Origin of the sequence: Cupriavidus oxalaticus (assembly GCF_004768545.1) — a bacterium.
In the GTDB taxonomy this organism is placed as follows: domain Bacteria; phylum Pseudomonadota; class Gammaproteobacteria; order Burkholderiales; family Burkholderiaceae; genus Cupriavidus; species Cupriavidus oxalaticus_A.
Map to the genome: position 1 here is coordinate 1,362,062 of NZ_CP038634.1, position 23,222 is coordinate 1,385,283.

At 65.6% G+C, this 23,222-nt stretch carries 19 protein-coding genes; 13 read left to right on the plus strand and 6 right to left on the minus strand.

Going from position 1 to position 23,222, the window contains the following annotated elements:
* The first annotated feature begins 419 nt into the window (after window positions 1-419).
* The 11 genes from E0W60_RS06070 (at window position 420) to E0W60_RS06120 (ending at window position 14,085) form a co-directional block, all read left to right on the plus strand.
* Window positions 420-1,259, plus strand: coding sequence for a response regulator transcription factor (locus E0W60_RS06070; protein ID WP_135703354.1), 840 nt, complete (start codon window positions 420-422; stop codon window positions 1,257-1,259).
* 302 nt (window positions 1,260-1,561) lie between these two features.
* Window positions 1,562-2,047, plus strand: coding sequence for a DNA-binding response regulator (locus E0W60_RS06075; protein WP_346769545.1), 486 nt, complete (start codon window positions 1,562-1,564; stop codon window positions 2,045-2,047).
* Between the two features lie 159 nt (window positions 2,048-2,206).
* Entirely contained in the window at window positions 2,207-2,485 is a 279-nt protein-coding gene (locus E0W60_RS06080) for a hypothetical protein (protein ID WP_135703355.1), read from the plus strand.
* A 687-nt stretch (window positions 2,486-3,172) separates the two neighbouring features.
* Window positions 3,173-4,156: a DUF1839 family protein gene (locus E0W60_RS06085; RefSeq protein ID WP_368671143.1), complete on the plus strand. Its 984-nt coding sequence runs from the start codon at window positions 3,173-3,175 to the stop codon at window positions 4,154-4,156.
* Complete coding sequence (locus E0W60_RS06090; protein ID WP_135703356.1) at window positions 4,153-4,944, plus strand: hypothetical protein; 792 nt, start codon at window positions 4,153-4,155, stop codon at window positions 4,942-4,944. Before E0W60_RS06085 ends, E0W60_RS06090 begins: the two co-directional genes overlap by 4 nt.
* A 296-nt stretch (window positions 4,945-5,240) precedes the next feature.
* Entirely contained in the window at window positions 5,241-5,963 is a 723-nt protein-coding gene (locus E0W60_RS06095; protein ID WP_133097171.1) for a Crp/Fnr family transcriptional regulator, read from the plus strand.
* Window positions 5,964-6,142: 179 nt separating this feature from the next.
* Complete coding sequence (locus E0W60_RS06100) at window positions 6,143-8,482, plus strand: polysaccharide biosynthesis tyrosine autokinase (RefSeq protein ID WP_255519752.1); 2,340 nt, start codon at window positions 6,143-6,145, stop codon at window positions 8,480-8,482.
* A 410-nt stretch (window positions 8,483-8,892) separates the two neighbouring features.
* Window positions 8,893-9,144, plus strand: coding sequence for an acyl carrier protein (locus E0W60_RS06105; protein ID WP_135703358.1), 252 nt, complete (start codon window positions 8,893-8,895; stop codon window positions 9,142-9,144).
* Complete coding sequence (locus tag E0W60_RS06110) at window positions 9,141-10,340, plus strand: acyl-CoA dehydrogenase family protein (protein ID WP_135703359.1); 1,200 nt, start codon at window positions 9,141-9,143, stop codon at window positions 10,338-10,340. The genes E0W60_RS06105 and E0W60_RS06110 overlap by 4 nt, the downstream gene beginning before the upstream one ends.
* A gap of 10 nt (window positions 10,341-10,350) precedes the next feature.
* A complete protein-coding gene (locus E0W60_RS06115; RefSeq protein ID WP_135703360.1) occupies window positions 10,351-11,355 on the plus strand; it encodes an amino acid--[acyl-carrier-protein] ligase in 1,005 nt (334 codons plus the stop codon).
* Between the two features lie 138 nt (window positions 11,356-11,493).
* Window positions 11,494-14,085, plus strand: coding sequence for a beta-mannosidase (locus E0W60_RS06120; protein ID WP_135703361.1), 2,592 nt, complete (start codon window positions 11,494-11,496; stop codon window positions 14,083-14,085).
* A 25-nt stretch (window positions 14,086-14,110) separates the two neighbouring features.
* Here E0W60_RS06120 and E0W60_RS06125 read toward each other — a convergent pair whose 3' ends face one another.
* Window positions 14,111-15,118 carry a DUF1839 family protein gene (locus E0W60_RS06125; protein ID WP_133097189.1) on the minus strand — a complete coding sequence of 336 codons (1,008 nt, stop codon included), beginning with the start codon at window positions 15,116-15,118 and terminating at the stop codon, window positions 14,111-14,113.
* Between the two features lie 359 nt (window positions 15,119-15,477).
* On the opposite strand from E0W60_RS06125, the gene E0W60_RS06130 reads away from it, so the two are divergent.
* Both E0W60_RS06130 and E0W60_RS06135 read left to right on the plus strand, forming a co-directional pair.
* The gene (locus E0W60_RS06130; protein WP_135703362.1) at window positions 15,478-16,098 is read left to right on the plus strand and encodes a sugar transferase; all 621 of its coding nucleotides are present in this window, start codon (window positions 15,478-15,480) and stop codon (window positions 16,096-16,098) included.
* 69 nt (window positions 16,099-16,167) lie between these two features.
* Entirely contained in the window at window positions 16,168-16,869 is a 702-nt protein-coding gene (locus tag E0W60_RS06135; protein ID WP_135703363.1) for a phosphatase PAP2 family protein, read from the plus strand.
* A 20-nt stretch (window positions 16,870-16,889) separates the two neighbouring features.
* On the opposite strand, the gene E0W60_RS06140 is transcribed toward E0W60_RS06135, so the two are convergent.
* The 5 genes from E0W60_RS06140 to E0W60_RS06160 all read right to left on the minus strand — a co-directional run bounded on the left by E0W60_RS06140 (window position 16,890) and on the right by E0W60_RS06160 (window position 23,190).
* On the minus strand, window positions 16,890-17,558 hold the full coding sequence (locus tag E0W60_RS06140; protein ID WP_135703364.1) for an acetyltransferase: 669 nt from the start codon (window positions 17,556-17,558) through the stop codon (window positions 16,890-16,892).
* A gap of 86 nt (window positions 17,559-17,644) precedes the next feature.
* A complete protein-coding gene (locus tag E0W60_RS06145; protein WP_135703365.1) occupies window positions 17,645-19,867 on the minus strand; it encodes a polysaccharide biosynthesis tyrosine autokinase in 2,223 nt (740 codons plus the stop codon).
* A complete protein-coding gene (locus E0W60_RS06150) occupies window positions 19,864-20,328 on the minus strand; it encodes a low molecular weight protein-tyrosine-phosphatase (RefSeq protein ID WP_135703366.1) in 465 nt (154 codons plus the stop codon). The genes E0W60_RS06145 and E0W60_RS06150 overlap by 4 nt, the downstream gene beginning before the upstream one ends.
* Window positions 20,329-20,341: 13 nt before the next feature.
* Entirely contained in the window at window positions 20,342-21,493 is a 1,152-nt protein-coding gene (locus tag E0W60_RS06155) for a polysaccharide biosynthesis/export family protein (protein ID WP_195428072.1), read from the minus strand.
* 284 nt (window positions 21,494-21,777) lie between these two features.
* Window positions 21,778-23,190 (minus strand): glycosyltransferase family 4 protein, encoded by a 1,413-nt coding sequence (locus E0W60_RS06160; RefSeq protein ID WP_240745749.1) that lies wholly within the window; start codon window positions 23,188-23,190, stop codon window positions 21,778-21,780.
* Between the last annotated feature and the right edge of the window lie 32 nt (window positions 23,191-23,222).

Sequence of the window (23,222 nt, forward strand, 5' to 3'; positions counted from 1 at the left end):
GATCTAAGCTCGCTGGCAGGGTCGCAGTGGGCCGCCCGTGACAGCGTTCCGGGACGAAGGGAGCCCCCTTCGGGAATACCCGCTGCAATGCAACAGAGGCTTGCTTTCGACGCCCCTGTTTCATAAGCTGAAGATCAGAATTAGATTCTGTTAAATTTGATCGGAAAGTTGCTAAAGCGTTAGTCATGAACTGCGCGGGTCCGGCACCAGCCGGCCAGACTCGGTTCGAACGGCGCAAACGGGGCGATTCGGCACTCCAAGGGAAGGGACGGGCACGGCAACCGACGGGACGCCGTACCAGGCCAGGAACAAGCCGGATCGTATGGATCGACGAGCCGCAGCATAGCGGAAGGCGGTCCAACAGCAAGAACGGGTTTGTCGCAGGACCTGGGCTTGCCGCAATAAGAAGGAGAGCGGCCATGGCCAGCATCCTCTTGATCGAACACCATCCACTGCTGCGCCTGGGTCTTCGCCACCTTCTGGCCCAAGCGCATCTCCCGGGCGACCTGATCGATATCGATCCGCTCGCCCCAATCGACCCCGATCTCTGGCTGGTAGACGCCGACTTGCTGGTGTACGGGCTACCGCACGACGCCGCGGCAGGCTGGGCCCAGCTCGACGACCTGTGCGAGCGCCTGCGGCCCCGGCGCGTGCTGCTGCTGACCGAGCGGCCCGCCGCGGCACTGTCACGGCCGACGCTGCCGGAGTCCATACGTGGCTGCCTGCACAAGGCCGCCAGCGCCGAAGCGCTCGACGCCGCGGTGCGGCTGGTGCTGGCCGGTGGGGAGTGCTTCCCGTCGCTGCTGCTGTCCGAGCCAGCCAGCGGACGCAGCGACGATGCCGGCACGCTGGCCATGTCCGCACAGTCCGAACAGTCCGCACCGGCCGCGCCATCCATGCCGTCCGGTCACGCCGGCGCCCCGGTGGTGGTGCCGCTGCATGCGTTGCGCGGCGAAACACCGGCCACGCCGCCTGCGTATACGAGCGAAACGCCGTCGAGCGGCGCGCATCTGCTCAACATCACCGAACGGCAGTATGAGGTACTGGCCCTGCTCGCGCGCGGCTATCCGATCAAGACCGTCAGCCGGATGCTCAATATCTCCGTCGCCACGGCCAAGACGCATGCCTGCACGCTGTACCAGCGGCTCCATGTACGCAACAAGGGCGAAGCTGTCTACGTGGCGCTGCAGCGTGGCGCCACGCTGGACTGGGCCGGCCCGCCGGCGGTGCGGCCGCTCGGCGCATGCCGGGCCGCCTGAAGCCCCCCTGCATGACCGTTCTGGGGTGCATCGGTTGCAGCCATGCCGGCGCCGGTCGGATCCGGTGCCGCGGCCATCCCCGCAGGTCATCCATTTGACGTGGCGGCCTCCACCAAAAGCATGAGGCGGTGCCGGGGAGCGCTTGCTACGTTGACAGGGAGGCGTTCGCCGCCGCCTGCCGCGCGCCATGCGTCAGGCGCCCAACGGCAGGGCGCGCTCGCCGCGAGGCCCGCCATGTTCGCCACGGCGGGCCATCCGGCCACTTGACCTTCTGACCCCGGGCCCATCCCGCCGCACCGGCCGTGGCCTCCATTGCCGATTCGATGCCGACCTACCTGATCGCCAGCAACGAAATGATGTGCCGCACCCTGGTGCGGCGCCTGGAAGCGCTGGGCCTGCCGCGCCCGATCCGGTGGCGCGCGCCGCATTGGCTGCAGGATGGTGCTGCCGGCCGGCAGCGTCATCCCGATGCGGACGAGCCCGGCAGCGACCCGGCCGATGTCGCGCTGATCGATTGCAGCGGGCTGGACGGCGACCCGCGCAAGCTGCTCGAACAGATGCAGGCCCGGCTCGCGCCGCGCCGCTGGCTGGTGTTGTCGGACCGGCTCGACGCGACGCTGATCGTCCACGCCGCGCTGCGGGGCGCGAGCGGTTGCCTGGCGGTGCCGGCGCCTGCCGAGCTCGTCTGTGCCGCGACCGCGCTGGTGTGGGCTGGCGGCCAGTGCTTCCCGCGCATGGCCCTTTCGCTGATGCAGGCCACGCCCTGCGACAGCGTTGGCGCCGCCTGAATCTGCCCGTCCCTCTCTTGCTTCCCTCCTTCGGCCACCACAGGATTACAGCCTGCGGATGAGGGCGTTCTGTGCGCGCAAGCACTATGCTTGAGATGCCCGGCGTCCGAGCAGCCCCATTCCAAGAGGGCTTGCCGCGCCGGGATGCTAGGGGGTCGTATGGAAGGCGGGATGGAATACCTGGTCGTGCATGGCTTCGCCGTGCGCGAGGGCCGGGGCAAGTGGGCTTGCTGCTTCGAGATCCGGCTGGCTGGTGCGGGCGAGCAGCCACTGTTGTATCGCGGAGAACTGCATGGTCGCCGCTACGATTGCGAGCATGCCGCAGCGCAGGCCGCGCGTGAAGCAGGACAGCGTGAAGCGGTGTTGCGGGTGGAAAGCCTGCGCGCACTGATCCTGGCGCAGCATCGCCTGCGCCTGCCGGCAGCTACGCTGCCCTGAGCCAGGGCGCCGCGGCGCCCTGCTGTGTTCCGCGTGCCTCGCCAGCGCCAGCGCGAGGCGCGACCACTGCTGCCGTTGTCCTGCAGCAGTGCTGCCTGCCACCAGTCCCGCTCGCCAGCCATTGCCGTGCACCCACAGGGCATGCACATGCCTGCTGGCGTCGCCGCGCTGCCGAACCCTGTCGCGCGCGCCGTGCCATGCCACAAAAAAAGAAGCCCGCCGACCGGGGGACCATGCGGGCTTTGAAGGCGTGCAGGCAATACTGCCCGCCCACACGTCCTCTTGACGATATCCAATCGGCACGCACGCCTCTATCAACCAGAAGCAGCATGCGCGTCACGCATGCGGCTGAATGCCACTAAACCGGCTCAACCGGAACTCAACCTCTGCGGCGAACGGTACAGACGCGCTTGCCATCGGCATGCGCGTCCTTGCGCCACGCAATGACGGCCGAACCTGTGGGCCCGTGCAAGGTTTGTGCGCCGTCCAACAGACTGTCCTGAACCGCGCGCGCCAAGATCGCCATCAAGACCGATGGCGCAAGCATTTGGCTCGGGGCAGGGAGAAGGCGGGCATGACAGCAGACAGTCAGTGCACGGCAGCCGGAACGCGAGCGCGAGGGCGCGCATCCGGCGCGGGCCACGCACACCCGCGATTGGATCGGCATGGCAGGCGCGGAGGTCTCTAGTGTACGGCGACACCAAGATGCGTGGACGTGGCGGGCCTGGGTTGCGTGGCGGCAATCCGGTGTGGTCGCACGTCAACTGCCATGTCGACCTGTGGATCGAGTTGCTGCACGGACTTGAACTGCCACCGGTCGCCGCGCTGCCGTGCGCAGTGCGCCAGGATTTCGAGGCCGATCATTTCACGCAGTGCCGCTTTCCGGTGGCGGACCTGGAGCGGCTCTACGGGCTGACCGCCCATGCGCTGACGCTGTACGACTCGCTCGAGTCGCACGTGGCGGCGCAGACCGCGCGCGGCCATCTCGTCGTGATCGAACTCGACAGCGGCCAGCTGCCGCCGCCGCCCGGCGCGGGCTACCAGCGCCACCGCACGCCGACCTGCATCGCCGTCGACGTGCTGATCCCCCAGGCGGGCGCCGTCGGCTATTACCACACCGACGGCTACCACACCGCCAGCGGCGAGGACTACGCCGCGATCTTCCGGCTGGCACCGGGAGCGCGCAGCGCCGAGTCGCTGCCCTTCGTGCATGCCGAGGTAGTGCGCCGCGATGGCCGGCTGCGCGGGCGCGAGTCGTTGCTCGACGCTTCGCTGGCGCTGCTGCGCACGCACCTCGGCAACCGTCCGCAGCAGAATCCCGTGACACAGTTCCGTGCCGTGTTTCCCGCCCACCTGGAGCGGCTGATGGCGCGCGGCGAGCCGGGCTTCCACCACTACGCCTCGGGCGTGCTGCGCCAGCTCGGCGCCAACTTCGAGCTGCTGGCGCGCTACCTGCGCTGGCTGGTGATGCAGGGACAGGAGGTCCCGGAGAAGGCGGCCGAAGCGTGCTACACGATGGCGTCGGAAGCGATGGTGATGCAGTTCCGGCTGATGCGCGCCGTGATCAGCCGCAAGCCGGATCGCTGCGAAGACTGCCTGGACCAGCTCGAGGCCTCTTACCAGGCCAGCGTGCCGGCGCTGGCCCGGCATTTCGGCGAGTATGCGCCATGACCGCCGCTGCCGAGGCCACGGGCCGGCGAGCCGCCGCCCTCATTTCGGCCGCCGTTCCGTCCGTCGACGTCACACCCCTCACCGCCTTCACCGACGTTGCGGGGCGCGCGCCTTGCGGCCCGTGGCGATGGCTGCAGACGCTGCCCGGCGCGGCACCGTCGCCCGCGGTGCTCGACGATGGCGCGTGCTGGCTGCCGGCGCCGGTGCCCGGTTCGGTTGCGATGGCCATGCAGGCGGCGGGCCGCTTGTGCGAAGGCGCGCCGGTGCCGCTGCACTGCCACGACTACTGGTACCGGCTGCGTTTTGCCGGACACGGACCGCGGCTGCTGCGGCTGCGCGGCCTGGTTCGCGGCACCGAAGCGTGGGTCAACGGGCGCCAGGTGATTGCCGTGGATGATGCGATCGGGCATGGCACTGAACTGCACGAGTTGCACGCACCGCATCAGTTGTACGAGGCCGCGATCGAACTGTCGGGCATGAACACGATCCACCTGTGCTTCCGCGCGCCGCGCGTGCTGCATCCCGCCGCGGCGGCAGTGCGTGGCTGGCGCTGCACGGTGGTGGCCGCCGCCGGCCACCTGGCCGGTTTTCTTCCGCGCGCCTTGCCGTTGGATGAGGTCGGGCCATGCCAGCCCGTCGAATTGCTTGCGCCCATCACGCTCTTTACGCCATTTGCGCCCCTTCCGGCACCGCTCGTTTCCGCCGGCCGCCCCGCGCTTCCACCCGTCTCCGACTTTTGCAGGAGGGCCCGGCACCTGCCGGCGCCGCTGCAGCGCGCTGCACGCTGATTGCGCCGTGGCCGGGCATCCGCTCGGCTTTCCGGCCAACCTCCCGATGGATGAGCGCTTCCCAACCATTCGCCTACTGTCGCAGCGCCTCGCCATGACGCTAAATAGAGTCACTGGCTTGCAGTCAGCGCCGCAGCAGGGTCAACGGCGCAGCCAGGCAGTCGGAAACCAGTCATGCCGGTCCATGCCGGCGCTGAACGGGGACCGGCAAGGCTGAAGCCCGTTTTCCCGAGTGGCGTTCGCCGAGCCGGCTGGACGTTGTTCCCGAAAACGGGTTTGGACAGGGGGTACGAAAAATGATTACGCATCGGTCGGAACTGCATGTCAATCACCTGCTCAGCGCGTTGCCGCGTGGCGAGTGGGAAGCGCTGGCCCAGCATTTCGAGCTGGTCCGGCTGCGCGCCGGGGAGTTGCTCACCGATTCCGGCCAGCGCATCGTCCACGTCTACTTTCCAACCACGGCAGTGGTTTCGCTGCTGTCGCTGCTCGAAGACGGCGCGACCGTCGAGATCGCCGCGGTCGGCCATGAAGGGCTGGTCGGGATCCCGGTGGTCACCGGCGGCGACACCATGCCCAGCCGCGTCGAAGTGCGCAGCCCCGGCCTGGCCTACCGCATTCCCGCACGCATGCTGCGCGCCGAGCTGCCGCGCCTGCCCACGCTGCAGCGCGTGACGCTGCTGTACGTGCAGGCGATGCTGACGCAGATCGCACAGACCGCCGCGTGCAACCGCCACCACTCGCTGAACAAGCAGCTGTGCCGCTGGCTGCTGCTGGCGATCGACCGGCTCAGTTCCAACGAGCTGGTGATCACGCAGCAGGTCATCGCCAACATGCTCGGCGTGCGCCGCGAAGGCGTGACCGAGGCCGCGGGCAAGCTGGAGGACCTGGGACTGATCCACCACAGCCGCGGCCATATCACGGTACTGGACCGCTGCGGCCTGGAGAAGCATTCATGCGAATGCTACAAGCTGGTCAAGCGCGAATATGACCGGCTGCTGCCCGCGCTGGCCAGCGCCTGAACGGCGCTGCCAGCTGCCCCTGGCGGCGTGAGGTGGCCACGCGCGGCGCAGGACGCCGCGCTGATCCCATTTGAGGAGCGGTACCCGTGAGCAGACTGTCATATGCCAGTGCACCGGCGGAAGGTGCGGCCCCCCGGCGCGAAGCCCAGCCCGCCAGCACGCGCCAGGCGCGCGCGCTGATGGACCATATGGGCTGGATCGTCGCCGCGGGCGTTGTCGGCGCCGGCGTCGGCGCGCTGGTGGCGCTGTCCGAGCCGCCGCAATACCGTGCGCAGGCGCTGGTGCAGGTGGAGGGCCGCGACGGCGGCGTGCGCAGCGTGGCGCAGACGCAGGGCGCCGCCGGCTTCGACGCGGGGCTGCTCAAGAGCCGCGCCGTGGTCGGGCCCGTGGTGGAGCGGCTGCGCCTGGATATCACCGCGCAGCCGCTGCGCGCGCCGCTGGTGGGCGCGCTGGTCGACCGCTTTTCCACGCCCGGCCACGTGCGCGGCACCTGGCCCGCAAGCCAGGGCTATGCCTGGGGCGGCGAACGCCTGGTGGTCGACACCATGACCGTGCCCGAGGACCTGGTGGACCAGCCACTGGTGTTCGAGACGCGCCGCGACGGCGCCTACCGCCTTTTCGACCATGACGTGCTGCTGCTCGAGGGCCGTGTCGGGGAGACCGCCAGCGGCAACGGCATCACGCTGCGCGTGGACCGCATCGAGGCCGCGCCCGGCACGCGCTTCGCACTGACGCGGCATGACCTCGCGCGCACCGCCGAGGCCGTGCGCAAGGGCCTCCAGGTCGAGAGCGAAGGCGCGCAGATGTCCGCGAGTCAGGGCAGCGCACCGGCGCAGCCGGGCGGCACGGTGCGCGTGGGCTGGCAGTATGCGGACCGCCAGCTTGCTGCCGAGCTGGTCAACGGCGTCACGCGCGCCTATATCGACGGACAGACCACCAAGCGCCGCGAGGACGCCGCCGGCACGCTGGCCTTCCTGTCGAACGAATTGCCGCGCGTGCAGGCCGAGCTGACCCGTGCGGAAGAGGCGCTGACGCGCTACCGCGCGCGTACCGGCTCGATGGCGCCCAGCCGCGATGCGCAATCGTTCCTGAACAACAGCATGGAGTACCAGCGCCAGATCGCCGCGCTGCGGCTGGAGCGCACACGGCTGCTGCAGCGCTTCACCACCGAGGCCAATGAAGTGCGCATGGTCGACAGCCAGATTCAGCAGATGACGCGCGAGCGCGCCGAGATCGATGCGCGCATGCAAAGCCTGTCGGCCTCCGAGCGCGAATCGGTGGCGCTGACGCGCGACGTCAAGGTGGCCGAGGACATGTACATGGCCCTGCGCACCAAGGTCGAGCAGCTGTCGCTGATGCTGTCCGACAGCTCCAGCCAGCTGCGCGTAATCGACGCCGCGATCGCGCCGGTGACGCCGGTGGGGATCGGCACGTGGCCGTTCGCTTCCGTGGGCGCGCTGCTCGGGCTGTGCCTGGGCGTGGCCGGCATCAACCTGCGCCAGCGCCTGCGCCCGTCGGTGGCCAGCGCGGCTGATGCCGAAGAGCGGCTTGGCATGGCGATGCTCGGCGACATCGCCTTCAGCAACGAGCAGGCCGATCTGGAGCGCCAGATCGAAACCAAGCGCAGCCTGGGCATTGCCGCGGGCTTCACGCTGCCGACCGAGGCGCGCCTGGGCTGGCCCGAGCCGGGCACCGAGGTGATCGATGCCGTGACCGCGGCCGCGCCGGAGGACAAGCGCGCGCGCGCCGAACGCCTGCTGCGCCAGGGCCTGCACGACCAGTACCTGCTGGCGCGGCGCGCGCCGCATTCGCTGGCGGTGGAGGGATTGCGTACCTTGCGTGCGGCGCTGCACTTCGCGCTGCGCGATGCGCCCAATTGCCTGGTGGCGATCACCAGCCCGGCCAGCGGCGCGGGCAAGACCTTTACCGCGGTCAACCTCGCGGTGCTGTTTGCCGAGGCCGGCCAGCGCGTGCTGCTGATCGACGCGGACCTGCGCCGCGGGCGCGTGGCGGACTGGTTCGACCAGCCGGTAGAGCCGGGCCTGGCCGAAGTGCTGGCCGGGCGCGCCGCGATCGCCGACGCGGTCAGGCCGAGCGTGGTCAGCGGCCTGTTCCTGCTCAATCGCGGCGCGGCGCCGGCGAATCCGTCCGAGTTGCTGATGCTGCCGGCGCTGGCGGAAACGCTGCGCCTGTGCGCGGGCCGCTTCGACCTGGTGCTGGTCGATACTCCGCCGGTGCTGGCGGTGGCGGATGCCACGCTGGTGTCCAACCTGGCAGGCTCCACGCTGGTGGTGGTGCGCGCTGACGTAACCGCGGCGGGCCAGGTTGACGACGCCCTCAAGCGCCTCGCGCATGCCAACGCGCGGCTGGCGGGCGGGATCCTGAACGGGGTCATGCCACGGCGCAGCAACAGGTCGGACTTCAATACCATCAATCCCTATCTGGGCATGCCCTTGCCCAAGGCGGAAGCGAAGCGCCCGGCATTGACCAGGCAAGTCAATGGAGCGGAGAAAGCCTGAAGCTGGAGCTCAGGGTCGCGGGACGTGCCAGTTTCTGCGCGACATACGCACGAGCGCATGCAGCAACGCCGGCAAAGCGTTACGCAGAAACGGGTACGTCCGCATCGCGTGACGGCCCTCGGTCGGTGCCGCCTCCGCGCGGAGCTGCTCCATTGGTAGCGCTATGGCAAGAAGATCCTGACAGGGTCTTCGCCCCGAGGCCTGGATGTCCCTTCGTGCTTTCCCGCGCAAAGACCACGCATTGCCCTCGCAACTGCAGCCGGGCTTCTCCGCCCGGAGCTCGCCGTGCCCGGGCAGCCTTGCAGGCGTGCCGGCACCGCAGCCCATTGGTACGGAAGCGTACCGATTCGAGCCCGAAGTTCAGGCTAAATGGCTCAACACCATGCTTCCCCAAAATCTGGAGTCCCAGCATGAGAGCAGCCATACGTACCATCCTCTTGGAAGTGGCTCGTCTGAACGTGCCAGTTGAATCGTTGGACGACCACGCCGATCTGTATGAAGCAGGACTGTCGTCGCTGGCGACCGTGCACGTCATGATCGCGATCGAGAACGCTTTCGGCATCGAAATCCCCGATCGCATGCTGACCCGCCAGCTGTTTCGCAGCATCGGCGCACTGGCGACGGCAGCCGAGCAACTCAAGAATGAGCAGGAGGCGGCGTGAGCCCCGCGCTTGCCAGCGTTGAGCTGGCACCTCCGCGCGCCGAGATTGCCGATGCCGCGCACTGGCTGGCGGCGGCCAGGCTGGTCGCCGCAGAAGCAGCACGGCATGCAGACCAGGTCGACCGGGACGCAAGCTTTCCCTGTCAGGCCTTCACGGTATTGCGCGAGCACAAACTGCTGGGTGCCATGGTGCCGACTGACCTTGGCGGTGGTGGCGCGCCGCTCGAGACGATCGCGGCGGTTTGCCGCGTGCTCGGCGCCGCCTGCGCTTCGACGGGCATGATCTACGCGATGCACCAGATCCAGGTGGCATGCCTGGTCAACCATGCCGGCAACAGTGCATGGCACGCGCAACTGTTGCAACGGCTTGGCGGCGAACAGTTGCTGCTCGCATCGGCCACCTCCGAAGAGGCTATTGGCGGTGCGTTGCGCAACAGCGGACGCGCGGTCAACGTCGACAACGGCAACCTCCATTTGCTGAAGATGGCGCCAACCATCTCCTATGGCGCCCACGCTGACGGAATTCTCGTGACGGCACGTCGACACCCCGATGCCGCGCCCACGGACCAGGTCATGGTGAGCGTTCTGAAGCCGGACTACACGCTGGACAACCTCTCCGCATGGGACACCCTGGGCATGCGGGGCACGTGCAGCAACGGCTTCCGGCTCGAAGCGCGCGGCCATACCGATCAGATCCTGCCGGTGCCGTTCGGCGAGATTGCGGACGTTACGATGACCCCCGTGTCGCATATCCTGTGGTCTGCCGTGTGGACAGGCATCGCGGCGGACGCGGTCCAGCGTGCCAAGGCACTGTTCCAGGGCCAGGCCCGTGCCCGACCCGGCACGCTGCCGCCATCGGCAACGCGCGTGGCTGAGGCCGTAGCCATCATCCAGATGCTCGATGGCCGCCTGGAGCTGGCGCTCAGCCACCAGCGCCAGCGGCAGGCAAGGCAGGGCGTGTCGGCGATGTTCAGCCTGGCGGCGGAAATGAATGGTCTCAAGACCAGCGTGTCGGTGCTGGCGCTCGAGGCAGTCCAGATCGCGATGCTGGTGTGCGGCATGGCGGGCTACAAGCATGGCACGCCGTTCAGCCTGGGACGCCACCTTCGGGATCTGTGGTCGGCGCCCCTGATGATCAACAACGATCGCATCCTGACCAACACCGCCAATCTGCTGCTGGCGGACCGGACTGCCTGAGGATCCGAGCATGGACGACACCAGCAACACTTGCACGCCCGACGAGAACGCATCACCTGTTGCGGGTGATCATTTTTTCCACGCCGTACCGGTGCGGGATCCGGACCTCGGCCGTCGTGCCTACCGGCAGGCGCTCATCGATGCCCGCGTGCTCTTTCCGACCAAGGTCGATGGCATTTATGGTCGCAGCGCGCTGTTCGAAGGCATTGCCGATGGATTGAACCTCGCCATCGGCAAGCTCGGAGCCGACCAGCATGCGGAAGTGATGCGATTTCCTCCCGCGATGCCGCGCGAGGATTTCGAAGCGAGCGAATACCTCAAGAGTTTTCCGCAACTGGCGGGGACGGTGCATTGCTTCTGTGGCGGCGAACGGGAACATCACCGTCTGCTCGCCCGTGTGGAACACGGTGAGAACTGGGCGGAGCAGCAGCGACCGACCGAAGTGGTGCTGGCACCCGCCGCGTGCTATCCGGTCTACCCGGTAGTGGCCGACCGCGGGCCGATGCCCCGTGGCGGCCTCGTGGTCGACGTGCTGACGTATTGCTTCCGCCATGAGCCCTCCATCGACCCCGCACGCATGCAGATGTTCCGCCAGCGCGAGTACGTGCGGCTCGGGACAGCCGAGCAGATTGTCGAATTCCGCCAGACATGGATGGAGCGTGGCCAGAAGCTGGCCAGCATGCTCGGGTTGCCGCACGAGGTGGATATTGCGAACGATCCGTTCTTCGGTCGTGGCGGCAAGATCGTCGCGGACAGTCAGCGTGAACTCAAACTGAAGTTTGAGCTGCTGGTGCCGATCAACGATGGCGCGCCCCCGACCGCTTGCATGAGTTTCAACTATCACATGGATCATTTCGCCCATGCGTGGCCGCTGCGCACCGATGACGGGGCGCTGGCCCATACCGGCTGCGTGGGCTTCGGCATCGAGCGCCTGACGCTGGCTTTACTGCGCCATCACGGCTTCGAACTGGCGCGCTGGCCGCAACGCGTGCGCGATGTGCTCGGAGGCATCTAGTCCAACGCCGCGAGCATTCGACCGGAACCGCGCAGAGTGTTGCCGGCTGATGCCGCTGGAGCCAATTTGCGAGGCAGTCGGCTGTGATCCGCCAGGCTGGCATCCCGGCCCTGCCGGGTTACGCGATGAAGGCAGTCCATGATGTCCCAAGGTTACCCGGACACAAACACCTCGATGCCTGATCCGGAGTCATTCCCTGACATCCGATCGGGCATCCCCATTGGCAACGCCGTGCTCGGTGGCGAGTGGACGTGGATACAGACGGGCGCCGGTGCAGCCGACAGTCCGGCGGGCCTGGATGGCACGGCGGGCTGGCTGCCGGCCCCGGTTCCTGGCACGGTGGCCAGCGCGCTGCGCGCCGCCGGTCGCTGGGACGACTCCGCGCCGCCGCCACTGCACCTGCATGACCATTGGTATCGTGTGCGCTTTGCCGGGCGGGGCAGGCAAGTGCTGCGCTTTAACGGACTCGCCACAGTGGCCGAAGCCTGGCTCAACGGAAAACTCGTGCTGGGTGTTCAGCATATGTTCGCCGCGCACGAGGTCGAGGTCGACCTGGACGGAGACAACCTGCTGTATCTCTGTTTTCGGGCGCTGCATCCATGGTTGCGCAAGCGGCATGGCGCAGTGCGCTGGAAGCCCAGAATGATCGTGCCCCCCACCTTGCGTACGGTCCGCACGACCCTGCTTGGCCATATGCCGGGCTGGTGCCCGCCGGTGCATGCGGTGGGGCCCTGGCGTTCCGTAGAGTTGCTCGATCCGGCAAGCGACGACATTCTTCACGGCGTGCGCGCTGACATGTCGGCGCAAATGCCGGAAGGACACGGCGTCGTCTCGCTGCGGCTGCATTTCCCGGGGGCAGCGCCGGCTTCGGGGTCGTTCGAGGCAACAGACGGTGAGGGTTGCCGCCATCCCGGCACACTCTCGCGCATTGACAGGCACACCCTTTCGGGCACGCTACGGGTCGAACGACCGAAGCCATGGTGGCCTCATACGCACGGCGAGCCACACCTCTACCGTGTCGATGCAACCGTCGACGGGCGCGCCATCGAATGCGGCCGGGCCGGTTTTCGCACGGTATCGCTCGACGGTGCGAGCGCATCGGCTTCGTCCGGGCCTTCGCGGTTGTCTGAGCCGTTTGCACTGTGCATCAATGGCGAGCGGCTGTTTTGCCGCGGGGCCTGCATTTCCAGCATCGATTTGCCTGGCCTCGCAGACACTGATGAAGCCTCCCGGTACTGGCTGACGCTTGCGCGCAACGGCGGCATGAACATGGTGCGCATCAGCGGTGTCACGTGCTATCCGGGTGAAGCCTTCTATCGGGTTTGCGACGAACTGGGCTTGCTGGTCTGGCAGGATTTCATGTTCGCCAACTTCGACTATGGCAGCATCGGACCCGGCGTTGGCCTTACCGATGACTTCCAGCGCGAAGTCACCGGGTGGCTGACATCGACCCGGGCGCATCCAAGCGTTGCGGTGCTTTGCGGCGGTAGCGAGGCGGAGCAGCAGGCGGCAATGCTGGGTACCTCGCGTGGCGAATGGAAGCAACCGCTGTTCGAGGAGTTGATCCCGGGCCTGGTTGCCGCGCATCGTCCGGACGTGGTCTATGTCAGCAATTCGCCAACCGGAGGGGCCTGGCCGTTCCAGCCGGACAGCGGTGTCTGCCACTATTACGGCGTGGGGGCCTACGAACGTCCGTTGACGGATGCGCGGCTGGCACAGGTCCGCTTCGCCTCCGAATGCCTGGCCTTTGCCAATGTTCCCGGTGATCGAACGCTGACAGAGCACGGACTGTTGCTGCCGCTGCATTCCCCGCGCTGGAAAGCCACGGTGCCGCGCGACGCGGGTGCACCGTGGGATTTCGAAGATGTCCGCGATCACTATTTGCGCGCCTTGTACGATGTGGATCCGCCGCGCTTGCGGTATGAGCAGCCCCAACGCTATCTGATGCTGTCGCGGGCGGTGACGGCGGAGGTGATGACCGAAGTCTTCAGCGAATGGCGACGGGTGGGATCGGGTTGTTCCGGCGGCCTGATCTGGCAGCTGCAAGACCTGACGCCTGGCGCAGGCTGGGGTATTGTCGATGCGTGCGGGCGCCCCAAGTCGGCATGGCATGCGCTACGCCAGGTCTGGCAACCAGTGCAGGTGCTGATTACTGATGAGGGGCTCAATGGACTGCACCTGCACGTGCTGAACGAAATGCCGCAGCCACGCTCTCTGCTGCTGGTCCTGCGCTGCCTGCGTGATGGCGCGATGGTGGTGGCTGAAGCCCGGCACAGCCTGCGGCTGCCGGCGCGCGGGTCGGAGCGTATCGAGGCGTCCGCACTGCTCGATCGCTTCTTTGACTTCACGTATGCCTATCGCTTCGGCCCGCCGACGCATGACGTGGTACTGGCGACGTTGCTTGCCGGCGACAGCGGCGAGCCACTGAGCCAGGCGGTGTACCTGCCCGACCGCCGTGCCACCGCGCTCAAGGCGCCTGGGTTGCGGGCGCAGCTAGAGCAGGTTGGCGACGAGTGGTGGCTGACGGTGTCAGCGGAGCGCTTCGCGCGCTGGGTGCACATCGAGGACGTTGCCTACCAGGCTTCGGAGAACTGGTTCCACCTTGCACCGGGAAGCAGCCGGCGAGTTCGACTCGTGCACGAGCGCAAGGGCGCGGCGCAAGCTGTTACCGTTCCCTCAGGCGAAATCTACGCTGTGAATGCTGACCATCCGCTTGGCTATGATGGTTAGCGACGCCTGCCGGTCGCGTGCTGGCTCAGCCGAAAGCCGATAGCAGTCCTGCCATGGCCTTGTCATGGCAGGACTCCAGGCTATCCAGGCAGTCCGCGCAGAGGTCGGCGCGCCGGCGTGCCACTGCCCGCGCCAGTCGGAACTGCAATACCTTGCTCTCGGTTGCGATGGCGCGTGCGTCGTCTGCGACGGCCAGGGGCGTCTCGTGCCCATGCTCGCTTAGCCAGTACAGCCAGTGATGCAGCATCTCGAAGTTGGCGCCCAGCTGGCGCGGGAAGTTGAAGGTGTACAGGTGAAAATAGGATTCGTCCCTCGCCAGCAGGGCGTCCATATGCTTGCCGAACACCTGTCGCCAGCGACCTACCGGATTGCCTGCGGGGCGCCTGGCGAGGTGGTATCGCATCAGTGCCACCGAAGCATCGACCAACGCGGACGATTCGAGCGGAGGCCGCACGCGTTTTGCATATTCAGCATAGGGGAACAGGATGTTTGCGTTGCCTGCGAGCTCGGGCAAGAGCCGCATCAGGCCGCGATAGTCCTCGCCCTGCGCGTTGTGGTAGCCCAGGCTGTGGTAGTACCAGACACGCTCGGCCTGGTTGTCGATACGGTTGATCGCTATCGTGGTCTTGACGTGCTCGCGCCGGTAGGCGGTGGCATGCGTGTCGGGCAGGTAAAAGCTGTCGACTTCGACCAGTGCGGTGTGACCGCGCTCGACCTGCGCCGTGACGTGTGCCTGCAGCGTGTCATAAACGGCCATTTCCTGCACGCTGATCCCATACAGCGTTTCCAGATCCATCTGCGGGTACTTGAAGAAGGTGAAGTGATCGCCTTCAAAGTCTTGTGCAACGGTGAACGCGAGTCCTGCGCGCGGTTCGAGCCCCCAGCCATGCAGCAATTCCACCCACAGGTCGATATAGCAATTGGTTTCCTGCCAGATGGCTTCGGAACCATGCAGAGCGTGGGGATGCGCGGTCGCCGGCAGGGCGGTTCTCAGCCCGCCTCCACCTTCGCCGCTTGCTGTCGAGACTTTCATGTCGGTCCTCTGCACCTTTCATTGTGCTGGCTTGCGTACGGACTTCCGATTCTGGCGAGACGGCACCTGCCATTCGGTGCGCTCTCAAACAGACTTGAAGAACTGGTGAGGCAAGCCGAGGAAAATGGGTCGCGGGAGTGCTCGCTGGCGCCGTGGCAGAGCCGGCGGCTGAAGTGTGAGATAGCCAACGGTGCAAAGGGGCGCCGCGGGGCATAGTCACTGCAGGCAATCCTCCGCATTGAGTGCCCGTGGATGGATCGTTGCCATGGGCAAAGCAACCGAACCAAGAGCATGAAGCCTGTCAGCGGCGCTCCCCCTGCGCCATGCCCAAATGAGTGCGGTTTCTCGGAGCCATTGTGATGAAGCGCATCTTTGATGTTGTCCTGGCCTTGCTGGGCATGCTGCTGCTTGCCATTCCGCTTCTGCTCCTGGTTTGCGTAGTGCGCGTGCGTCTGGGCAACCCGGTTTTCTTCCGGCAAGTCCGGCCGGGGCTTCATGGCGAACCATTCCACATTCTCAAGTTTCGTACCATGACGGATGCTCGCGGACCGGACGGCGAACTGCTGCCTGATCCGGAGCGGCTGACCAGACTTGGGGCGTTTCTTCGCTCCACCAGCCTCGATGAGCTGCCGGAGCTCTGGAATGTACTCAAGGGTGACATGAGCCTGGTTGGGCCACGGCCGCTATTGATGGAATACCTGCCGCGCTACTCTCCAGAGCAGATGCGCCGCCACATGGTCCGTCCCGGCATTACCGGACTCGCACAGATCAGTGGACGCAACGCGATCAGCTGGGAAGAAAAATTCCGGCTGGACGTCTGGTACGTGGATCACGTTTCGGTGTGGCTGGACATCGTGATCTTGTGGAAGACCGTCATCAAGGTAGTAGCGCGCGAGGGGATCAGTGCCGCGGGAGAATTCTCCGCCCCTCGCTTCATGGGAAGCAAACGGAGCGCCTCGGATGCCGATATCGCGCGATGAACTGGAAACGGGTGGCGACATACGCCGGGGCGCACGGGTAAGCGACCATTCGACAACTTGAGGCTCCTGATGCAGCTATCCTGGATGCTCATTGTCCATAGTGGCGGCGCGTCACTGGCGGTCCCCCTGGCGGGCCTTGTTGCGCTCCGTCTGGCCTACCTGGGATTGTGGGAGCGCGCGTGTTACTGGCTCATGTCGCTGGTGGGCGGTGCAGCCGTCATTCTTGCAGGGAAGCTGGCGTTCGAATTCAATGGGTGGTCAATGCCATCGGTGAACGTGTACAGCGTAAGCGGGCACGCCATGCTCACTGCATCGGTCTACCCGATGCTGGGCGCGATACTGGGATCGGCATGGGGCAAGCGAACGGCCAGGATCGGCCTGTCTGCCGGTGTACTCGTGGCCGTACTGGTGGCGATTGCCCTGATCGTCGGACACTATCACACGCTTGCTGAAACCCTGATCGGCATGACTGTCGGATTTGCCGTGGCGTGGATCAACTTGCATCCATTTCGTCAGCCCGCTCGTCAGCGTGCGCGCCCCGGTCGGACGCCGATGCTTGCGAGGCTGGCGCTTTGCGGGTTCCTGTTCGTCTTTGTGCTGGCAGCGACACGTCCCGTCAAGGGTCGATTGTGGTCACATGGAATGGATTGGTTCGGCGTCACCGAGCGCTATTCCAGGTACATCGATACCGATCCGGTCTCCGGCCAGATCGTGGTGACGGTCGTGAAATGCCGGGTGCCGTCGTACCGCGTATGTTCTGAAACCTTTTGAGCCGGGCCCCGAGCTGTTCATCACTGATCGCGAATCAGGCGTGAGGTCATCTGGAAACTGCCGGCAGTGATGAACTGCCGGTCCTTGGCGCTGGTCGAAACGCAGGTGTGAGAATCGACAACGCATTCCGCGCCGATGCTGACGCCCGGAAAGAGCGTCGCGCGTGTCCCCAGGAAGCACCGCGGTCCGATGGCGGCGTTGCCATTGAGGACCGCATGAGGAGAAAGCACGGAGCACGCACCCACCCGGGCACCGTGCCCAATTCCGCTGGAGACATTGGCCACCACGCCGTCCTCCACCACCGCGCCCCGGCTGATGACCGCAAACGGAAAAATCAACGAGCCGACGCCCAGGTGGGAGGAGGGCGAGACGAGGGCCGTACCGTGGACATAGATCGGAACCTCGATCCCGCTATGCAGGAGCCATGACAGTACCTCTTGCCGTGCCAGGGTGGCACCGATCGCTACCAGCACTGCCTGGCGCGGCGTTGGCCGGTACTGACGAATCGACCCCAGATGTGGCAGGTCTATGCCCTCCGGAACCTTGTCTGGCGTGTCATCGATGAAGCCCGCTACCGTCGGTCCGCCGCACAGCGCTTCTGCCTGCAGATAGTCATAGAGTTCCAGCCCAAGTCCGCCTGCGCCGGCGATGACCACGGACGAGACGGCATCCGCATGAACGAGTGGCATGACTTGTTTGCCCTCAGCGAAGCAAAGTTCGAGTTCAGCGGCCGACGGCTGGACGGAAACTACACCAGCCGCCGCCGTCGCCCTGGCTAAGCCCGCTTGGTCTGTCCATTGCCGTAATCGGCGAGATAGCGATACTTGCCAAAGTAGCTATGGGACCGGTACCAGCGACCCTCGATCAGAAGCCCGTTGAACAGCACGCCCTTGACATCGGCGCCAGCCTGCCGGATCGCGCGTTGCGCCGCAACCAGTTCGCCGGTCGTGGTCTTCTCGGCGCGCGCCACCAGGAACACGGCGCCAGCCTTGCCTGCCAGGATGCCCGCGTCGGCAGCCACAAGCACTGGCGGCGTATCGATCAGCACCAGGTCATAGCGCGCTTTGAGCTGCTCAAGCACGGAGTCCATGGCGGGGCTCAGCAGCAGATCTGTCGCGTGTGGTGGTTGCGAGCCGGTCGGTATGAAGTCCAGGCCGGGCACCACTTGCCGCTGCAATACCTGCTCCAGCGGCGCGCCCATCAGCAGTTCCGTCAAGCCAGGGCCGCGCTTGACATCAAAGGAACTCTGCAGGCTACCGCGGCGCAGGTCGGCATCAATGAGCACCACGCGGCTTCCGGTCGCGGCAATTGCGGCAAAGTTAGTACAGACAAAGGATTTGCCGACGCCCGGGGCAGGCCCGGTGATCACTACCGTCGGGCTGTTGCTCCCGGCCATGGCGAAACGCAATGCGGTACGGAAGCTGCGCAGACTCTCCACCGTGGGATCGTCCGGTTGCTGGAGTGCCAGAAGGCCGGCGCCGGGTGACAACTGTGACTGTTGTTTGCTGAAGGGGATGGTCGAGTAGACAGTCATCCCTGTCTGCCGCTCGATCTCGTCCGGGTCTGCCACGCCGCCCTCGAGCGTATGGCGCACGAAGACCACCAGCAGACCAGCAACCAAGCCCAGCGCGAGCGATAGCCCGGCAATCAGCGCCCGGTCCGGCCGGACCGGCTTGAGCGGTACCTCCGCCGGGTCGACAATCCGCGCCGTTCCTACCTTGCTCGCCTTGATCAGCTTTAACTGCTGGACCTCGTTCAGCAGGGACTGCAGCAGCTCGGTGCTGACCTTGACGTCGCGCATCAGCCGCAACACGTTCTGCTCCACGTCCGGCAGCTTCTGGATCCGCCCGGACACTCCGTTCAGCTGGGCGGTCAGGCCGGAGATCTGGCTGTCGACGAGTGCGACGGCCGGATGAGTTGAAGTAAAGCGCGCAGCCAGTTCCTGGCGCTTTTGCTGCAACTCCTGCAGCTTGGTCTGAATCTGCACCGACTGACCCAGGATCAGCTTGGACTCCTCGCCGAGGTCGATCGTGCCGCGTTGATTGCGCATCGCGTTATATCGGGTCTCGGCCGTGTCGACCTGCTGCCTGAGCAGCGGCACCTGCTGCTCGAGAAATGCGAGGGACTTTTCGGCTTCGGCGGCTTTGCGGCGGATGTTCTGTTCAACATAGGCATTGCCGACTTCGTTGAGGATAGCCGCCGTCATGTCTGGCGAGGCACCTTCCAGAGCCACGCCGATCACGCCGCTATCCTTGCCGCGTTCGCTGATCGTCAGCTTCTCCTGCAAGCGCGCGATGCCAGCAGCGCGCGCCAGGCGACGCAGCACGAACTGGGTACCGGGACGCCCGTCCAACTGGCTTACCAGCATGGTGACCGCGCCGTTGGCAGTGGTGATCGTCAATGGCGATCCCACTTTGCCGGTAGCCTCGACATCGTCGCTGGCAAACCGCACCCTGTACTCGTTGTCACCCAGCGCGGTCAGCAGGATCTTGCGCTCCTCCATCGACGCAGGAACGTCGAGTTGGGACACGGCAATCGATTCATGGCCCCACGCAAAGCCACCCCATCCAAACAGCCCAGGGTGCGACCGTTCAGGATTGAAGCTGGCGATTACCGGGCCAATCACGGGGAAATAGCGCGGTGCGGCTTCGATATACAGGTGCAGGTTGTCGACAGCCTTTCCGACCACCATCCGCGAGCGCAGGAGTTCAATCTCCGCGGAAGCGGCGGGTTTGGCATCGGGTCCCGGTGAGATGGAGGCTATGAGCTTGCTGACGTGGCTACCACCCGAGTCCTCCACTTGCACCGTCATGTTCGTGCGGTAGACGGGCTTGGCCAGGAGGGCATAGGTAAGGCCGACCACGAGGACCACGCCGACGACGGACAGGAAGGTCTTTCGATAGCGGGCCAGCAAATCGAGATAGGCGGTAAAGTCCACGGCCGATTGATGCTCGTCCCCGCCAGCGGGAGCTTGATCCCCGGTACTGACCGTTCTCATGATACCTCTCCTTGAGCATCAGTTGGTGCAACCTCTGCCAGCCGTGCAGACCATGAAGCAATGCCCTGCTTGATCAGTTCCAGAACGATATAAAACATGCTTGGCGAGCATCCGTACGGATCCGGCACATCCGTGGACGTGGATTCGCAAATCCGGTGGGTCTTCCCGCGTGCCAGCGGGAAAACCCGTTCAAGCTCGTCGCGTTGCTCGCTGTCCATCACGAGGATCAGGTCCGCAGCTGCCACAAGTGCGTCGTTCACAGCGCGGGCGCGGTGACTGGCAATATCGAGGCCCTCGCGCGCAAGCAGCCTGACAGCGCTTGGGTCCGCGGGTGCGCCGACCGGCGGAGCGAGTCCGGCCGAAGCTACCTCGCATGCGGGCAGAAGTTGGCTCAGCAGGCAGGCCGCCATGGGGCTGCGACAGACGTTGCCGATGCAAATCACCAGGATCGAGCGAGTCATGTTTCGCATCCCGCTATTTGATTGCCGTGGCAGTACTGAACACAGGCTGCGTGCTCGGCAACAACTGGTTGATCACACGGCTCCAGCGGACCACCTCACGTGCGTCCACATAGACCACATCTTTCGGTTCCAGCTCGAAGCCCTCGGCGATAGCCAGCGCCGCCGGAGAGTTGCTGTTCAGATGGAAGATGTTGGGTTCGCCATCGGCCGCCTTGCGGATGACGTAGATCTGTTCCGCATTGGCCGAACTCGGATTGACACCGCCGGCATCGCCAAGTGCTTCGTTCAGTGTCATCCGTCCATTGCGCATGAGCAGGGAGGCCGGGCGCACCACTTCGCCGGTGACGAAGATCTTGTTGTCCTCGCGCTGTTCCACGCGGACGATGTCGCCCGAGCGCAGCAGAATGCGGGACGGATCAATACCCCTGGCAAGCAGCGCAGGAATGTTGACATACCAGCTACGCTCGCCGCGGGTAACGCGGATGCGGCTGTTGTCACCGGTCAGATTCAGCACGCCGCCGGCGCGATTGAGCGCTTCCACCAGCGTCATGGGCGCGTCATCGATGGCCTGCATGCCAGGCGTCTTGACTTCTCCGTCAACATAGACACGCTGGCTACGAAAGCCGAGCACCCGCACCGTCATCTGGGGGTTCCTGACCACTCGCGACAGAACCCGCGCCATCTGGTCGCGAACCTCGTTTGCTGTCTTCCCACCCACCTTCATGACGCCGGCGTAGGGGAATTGGATATCGCCCTGTGCGCTGACCACATAACCCGGCACGTTGGCGCCGCCGCTGGACTGCGGGATTTCGAAGGCGGCGCCGATGCTGTAGGTCTGCGTGGGAAACACCAGTTCCGGATGGTCCCACACCACGACCGAGATGATGTCGCCAGGGCCGATCTGATAAGGCCGCGGTGTGGCGAACAGTTCTTCGACCCGCTCATTGTCTGTACGAACCTTGCTGCGTTGGGCTTTCACCAGATCGAGGGTGATCGGTGTCACCTTGGGTACGACATCGGGACCGATTGCGCTCACCACTGCATTGGTGCCGAAGTACATGCCCGGCGAAGCAGAGCAGGCTGCAAGCAGGCCGGTGGCGACAAGTATCGACAGACTGGAAGCGATGTTGTGGCGATGGGTAGCCAGGATGATTCGGGAATGCATGCGCCAATTGACTGGTCTCACGGCGGTCTCCTTACTGATGGCAGCGGACAACGCATCGCATCTGCCATGCCCTGATGCTTTGCATCGTAGGAGGGGCAGCTCCATGCTTCGGTGCGTTGTCGCACGTTGAATGTTCGGACGTGAAAGCTGTACTGCCGCGAGCGCCAGCCTTCGCCCAGTGGGCCCCTCCGTTCGCTGCATCTCGCTTCCTGCAGTAAAGGTGCAAAGGCCAGCACTGGTCTTCCAGCCCGTGTGCAATGCACGGAGCCTCGATATCGACCAGGTCAGGACACCGGGTTGGCCTGAGGTCTGCATGCTTCGTCCAGCACACCAGCCAGGCGCTGCGCCAGCAGCTGGAAGCTGTGGTTGCGCTCGACATATTCGCGGCCGGCGCGCCCCATACGCAGGCGAGCCTCGAGCGGCGCTGCGGCGATGCTGATGATGGCGTCGGCAAGCGCCTCCGGCTGCTCCGCGGCCACTGTCAATCCCGCCGTCGAGTCGGCCACCGGATTATTGGAGGCATTGGAGGCAATGACGATGGGCCGGCCCGCAGCCAGGTAGTCAAACAGCTTGTTCATGCTGATGCCGTACCGGTACAACTGTGGCAGGTCGCGCACGGCGATGACAAAGGCATCGGCCTCCATTGCCACAGCCGGAATGCGGGTCTTCGGTACGGGGGGCTCAAAGATGACATTGCACAAGCCGAGTTGCTGCGCCTGCGCCATCAGCGCAGGCTTGAGGCCGCCATCTCCAACCATGCGCAGGATGATGTGCCGCCCCTCTGGCCGCTGCTGCACAAGCTTCATTGCCTGCAGCACATTGTCCAGGCCGTTGGCTTGCCCGTGGGCGCCGAAATACATCAGCGTAAAACGCTCGGACGGCGCGACGGTGCGTGCAGGCGTGGGCGGCGGGAACAGCGACAGGTCCACGCCGTTGGGTATCCAGGTTATGCGCTCTTTCGGGATGCCCAGCGGCGCGATGTACTCCCACGCGTGCGGCAGCAGCACGACGATGCGAGTGGCACGCCGATACAGCCAAAGCTCGAGCTTGCGCAGCGCCCAGGTAAGGAAATCCCCTTCGCGCAGGCGACCCATGTCCACGAGCGTCTGCGGCCACAGGTCACGCACCTCGAACACGAACGGGACCTTGAAGCGGTGCGCCAGCAAGGCGCCCGCCGCCGCGGCGAAGGGGTGTACGCTGGAGCCGATCACCACGTCGGGACGCGGCAGGCCACGCGTGGTCCGCCGCCGCAAGGCGCGCCAGCTGTAGGCCAGCATGTTGAGGATGCGGCCAGCGCCATTGCCTTCGTATGTGGGCGTACGTACCCAGAGGAAAGACACATCGCGAATACTGTCAAGGCGCGACAACCTGCCCGCCTCCAGATGCCGTTCCCTTGCGCCGACCGCGTTGGCCGCGATAACGGTTGCCTGCCAGCCGGACGACCTCAGGTGCTCTGCCAGGTGGAAGTGTCTCGTACCGCCGGGGCTGCTGCCGGGTTCCAGGGCATAGTGATTGAGAATCCAGACGTGCTTCATGGAGGGACCGGATCGTTGGATGCTGGCGCACATGTCATTGGCGGGCTTCGCCCGGTTGGCCGACCCGGCCCGCAGGGTGGGCCACCAGGGCAGACGCGGGCCTGACAATAGCTGATCCTGCCGCGACCGCATGTGGACGCGCAGGGCCATGGTCAGGGCCATGGTCAGGGCCGGATGAGTACTTTCCCATCCGC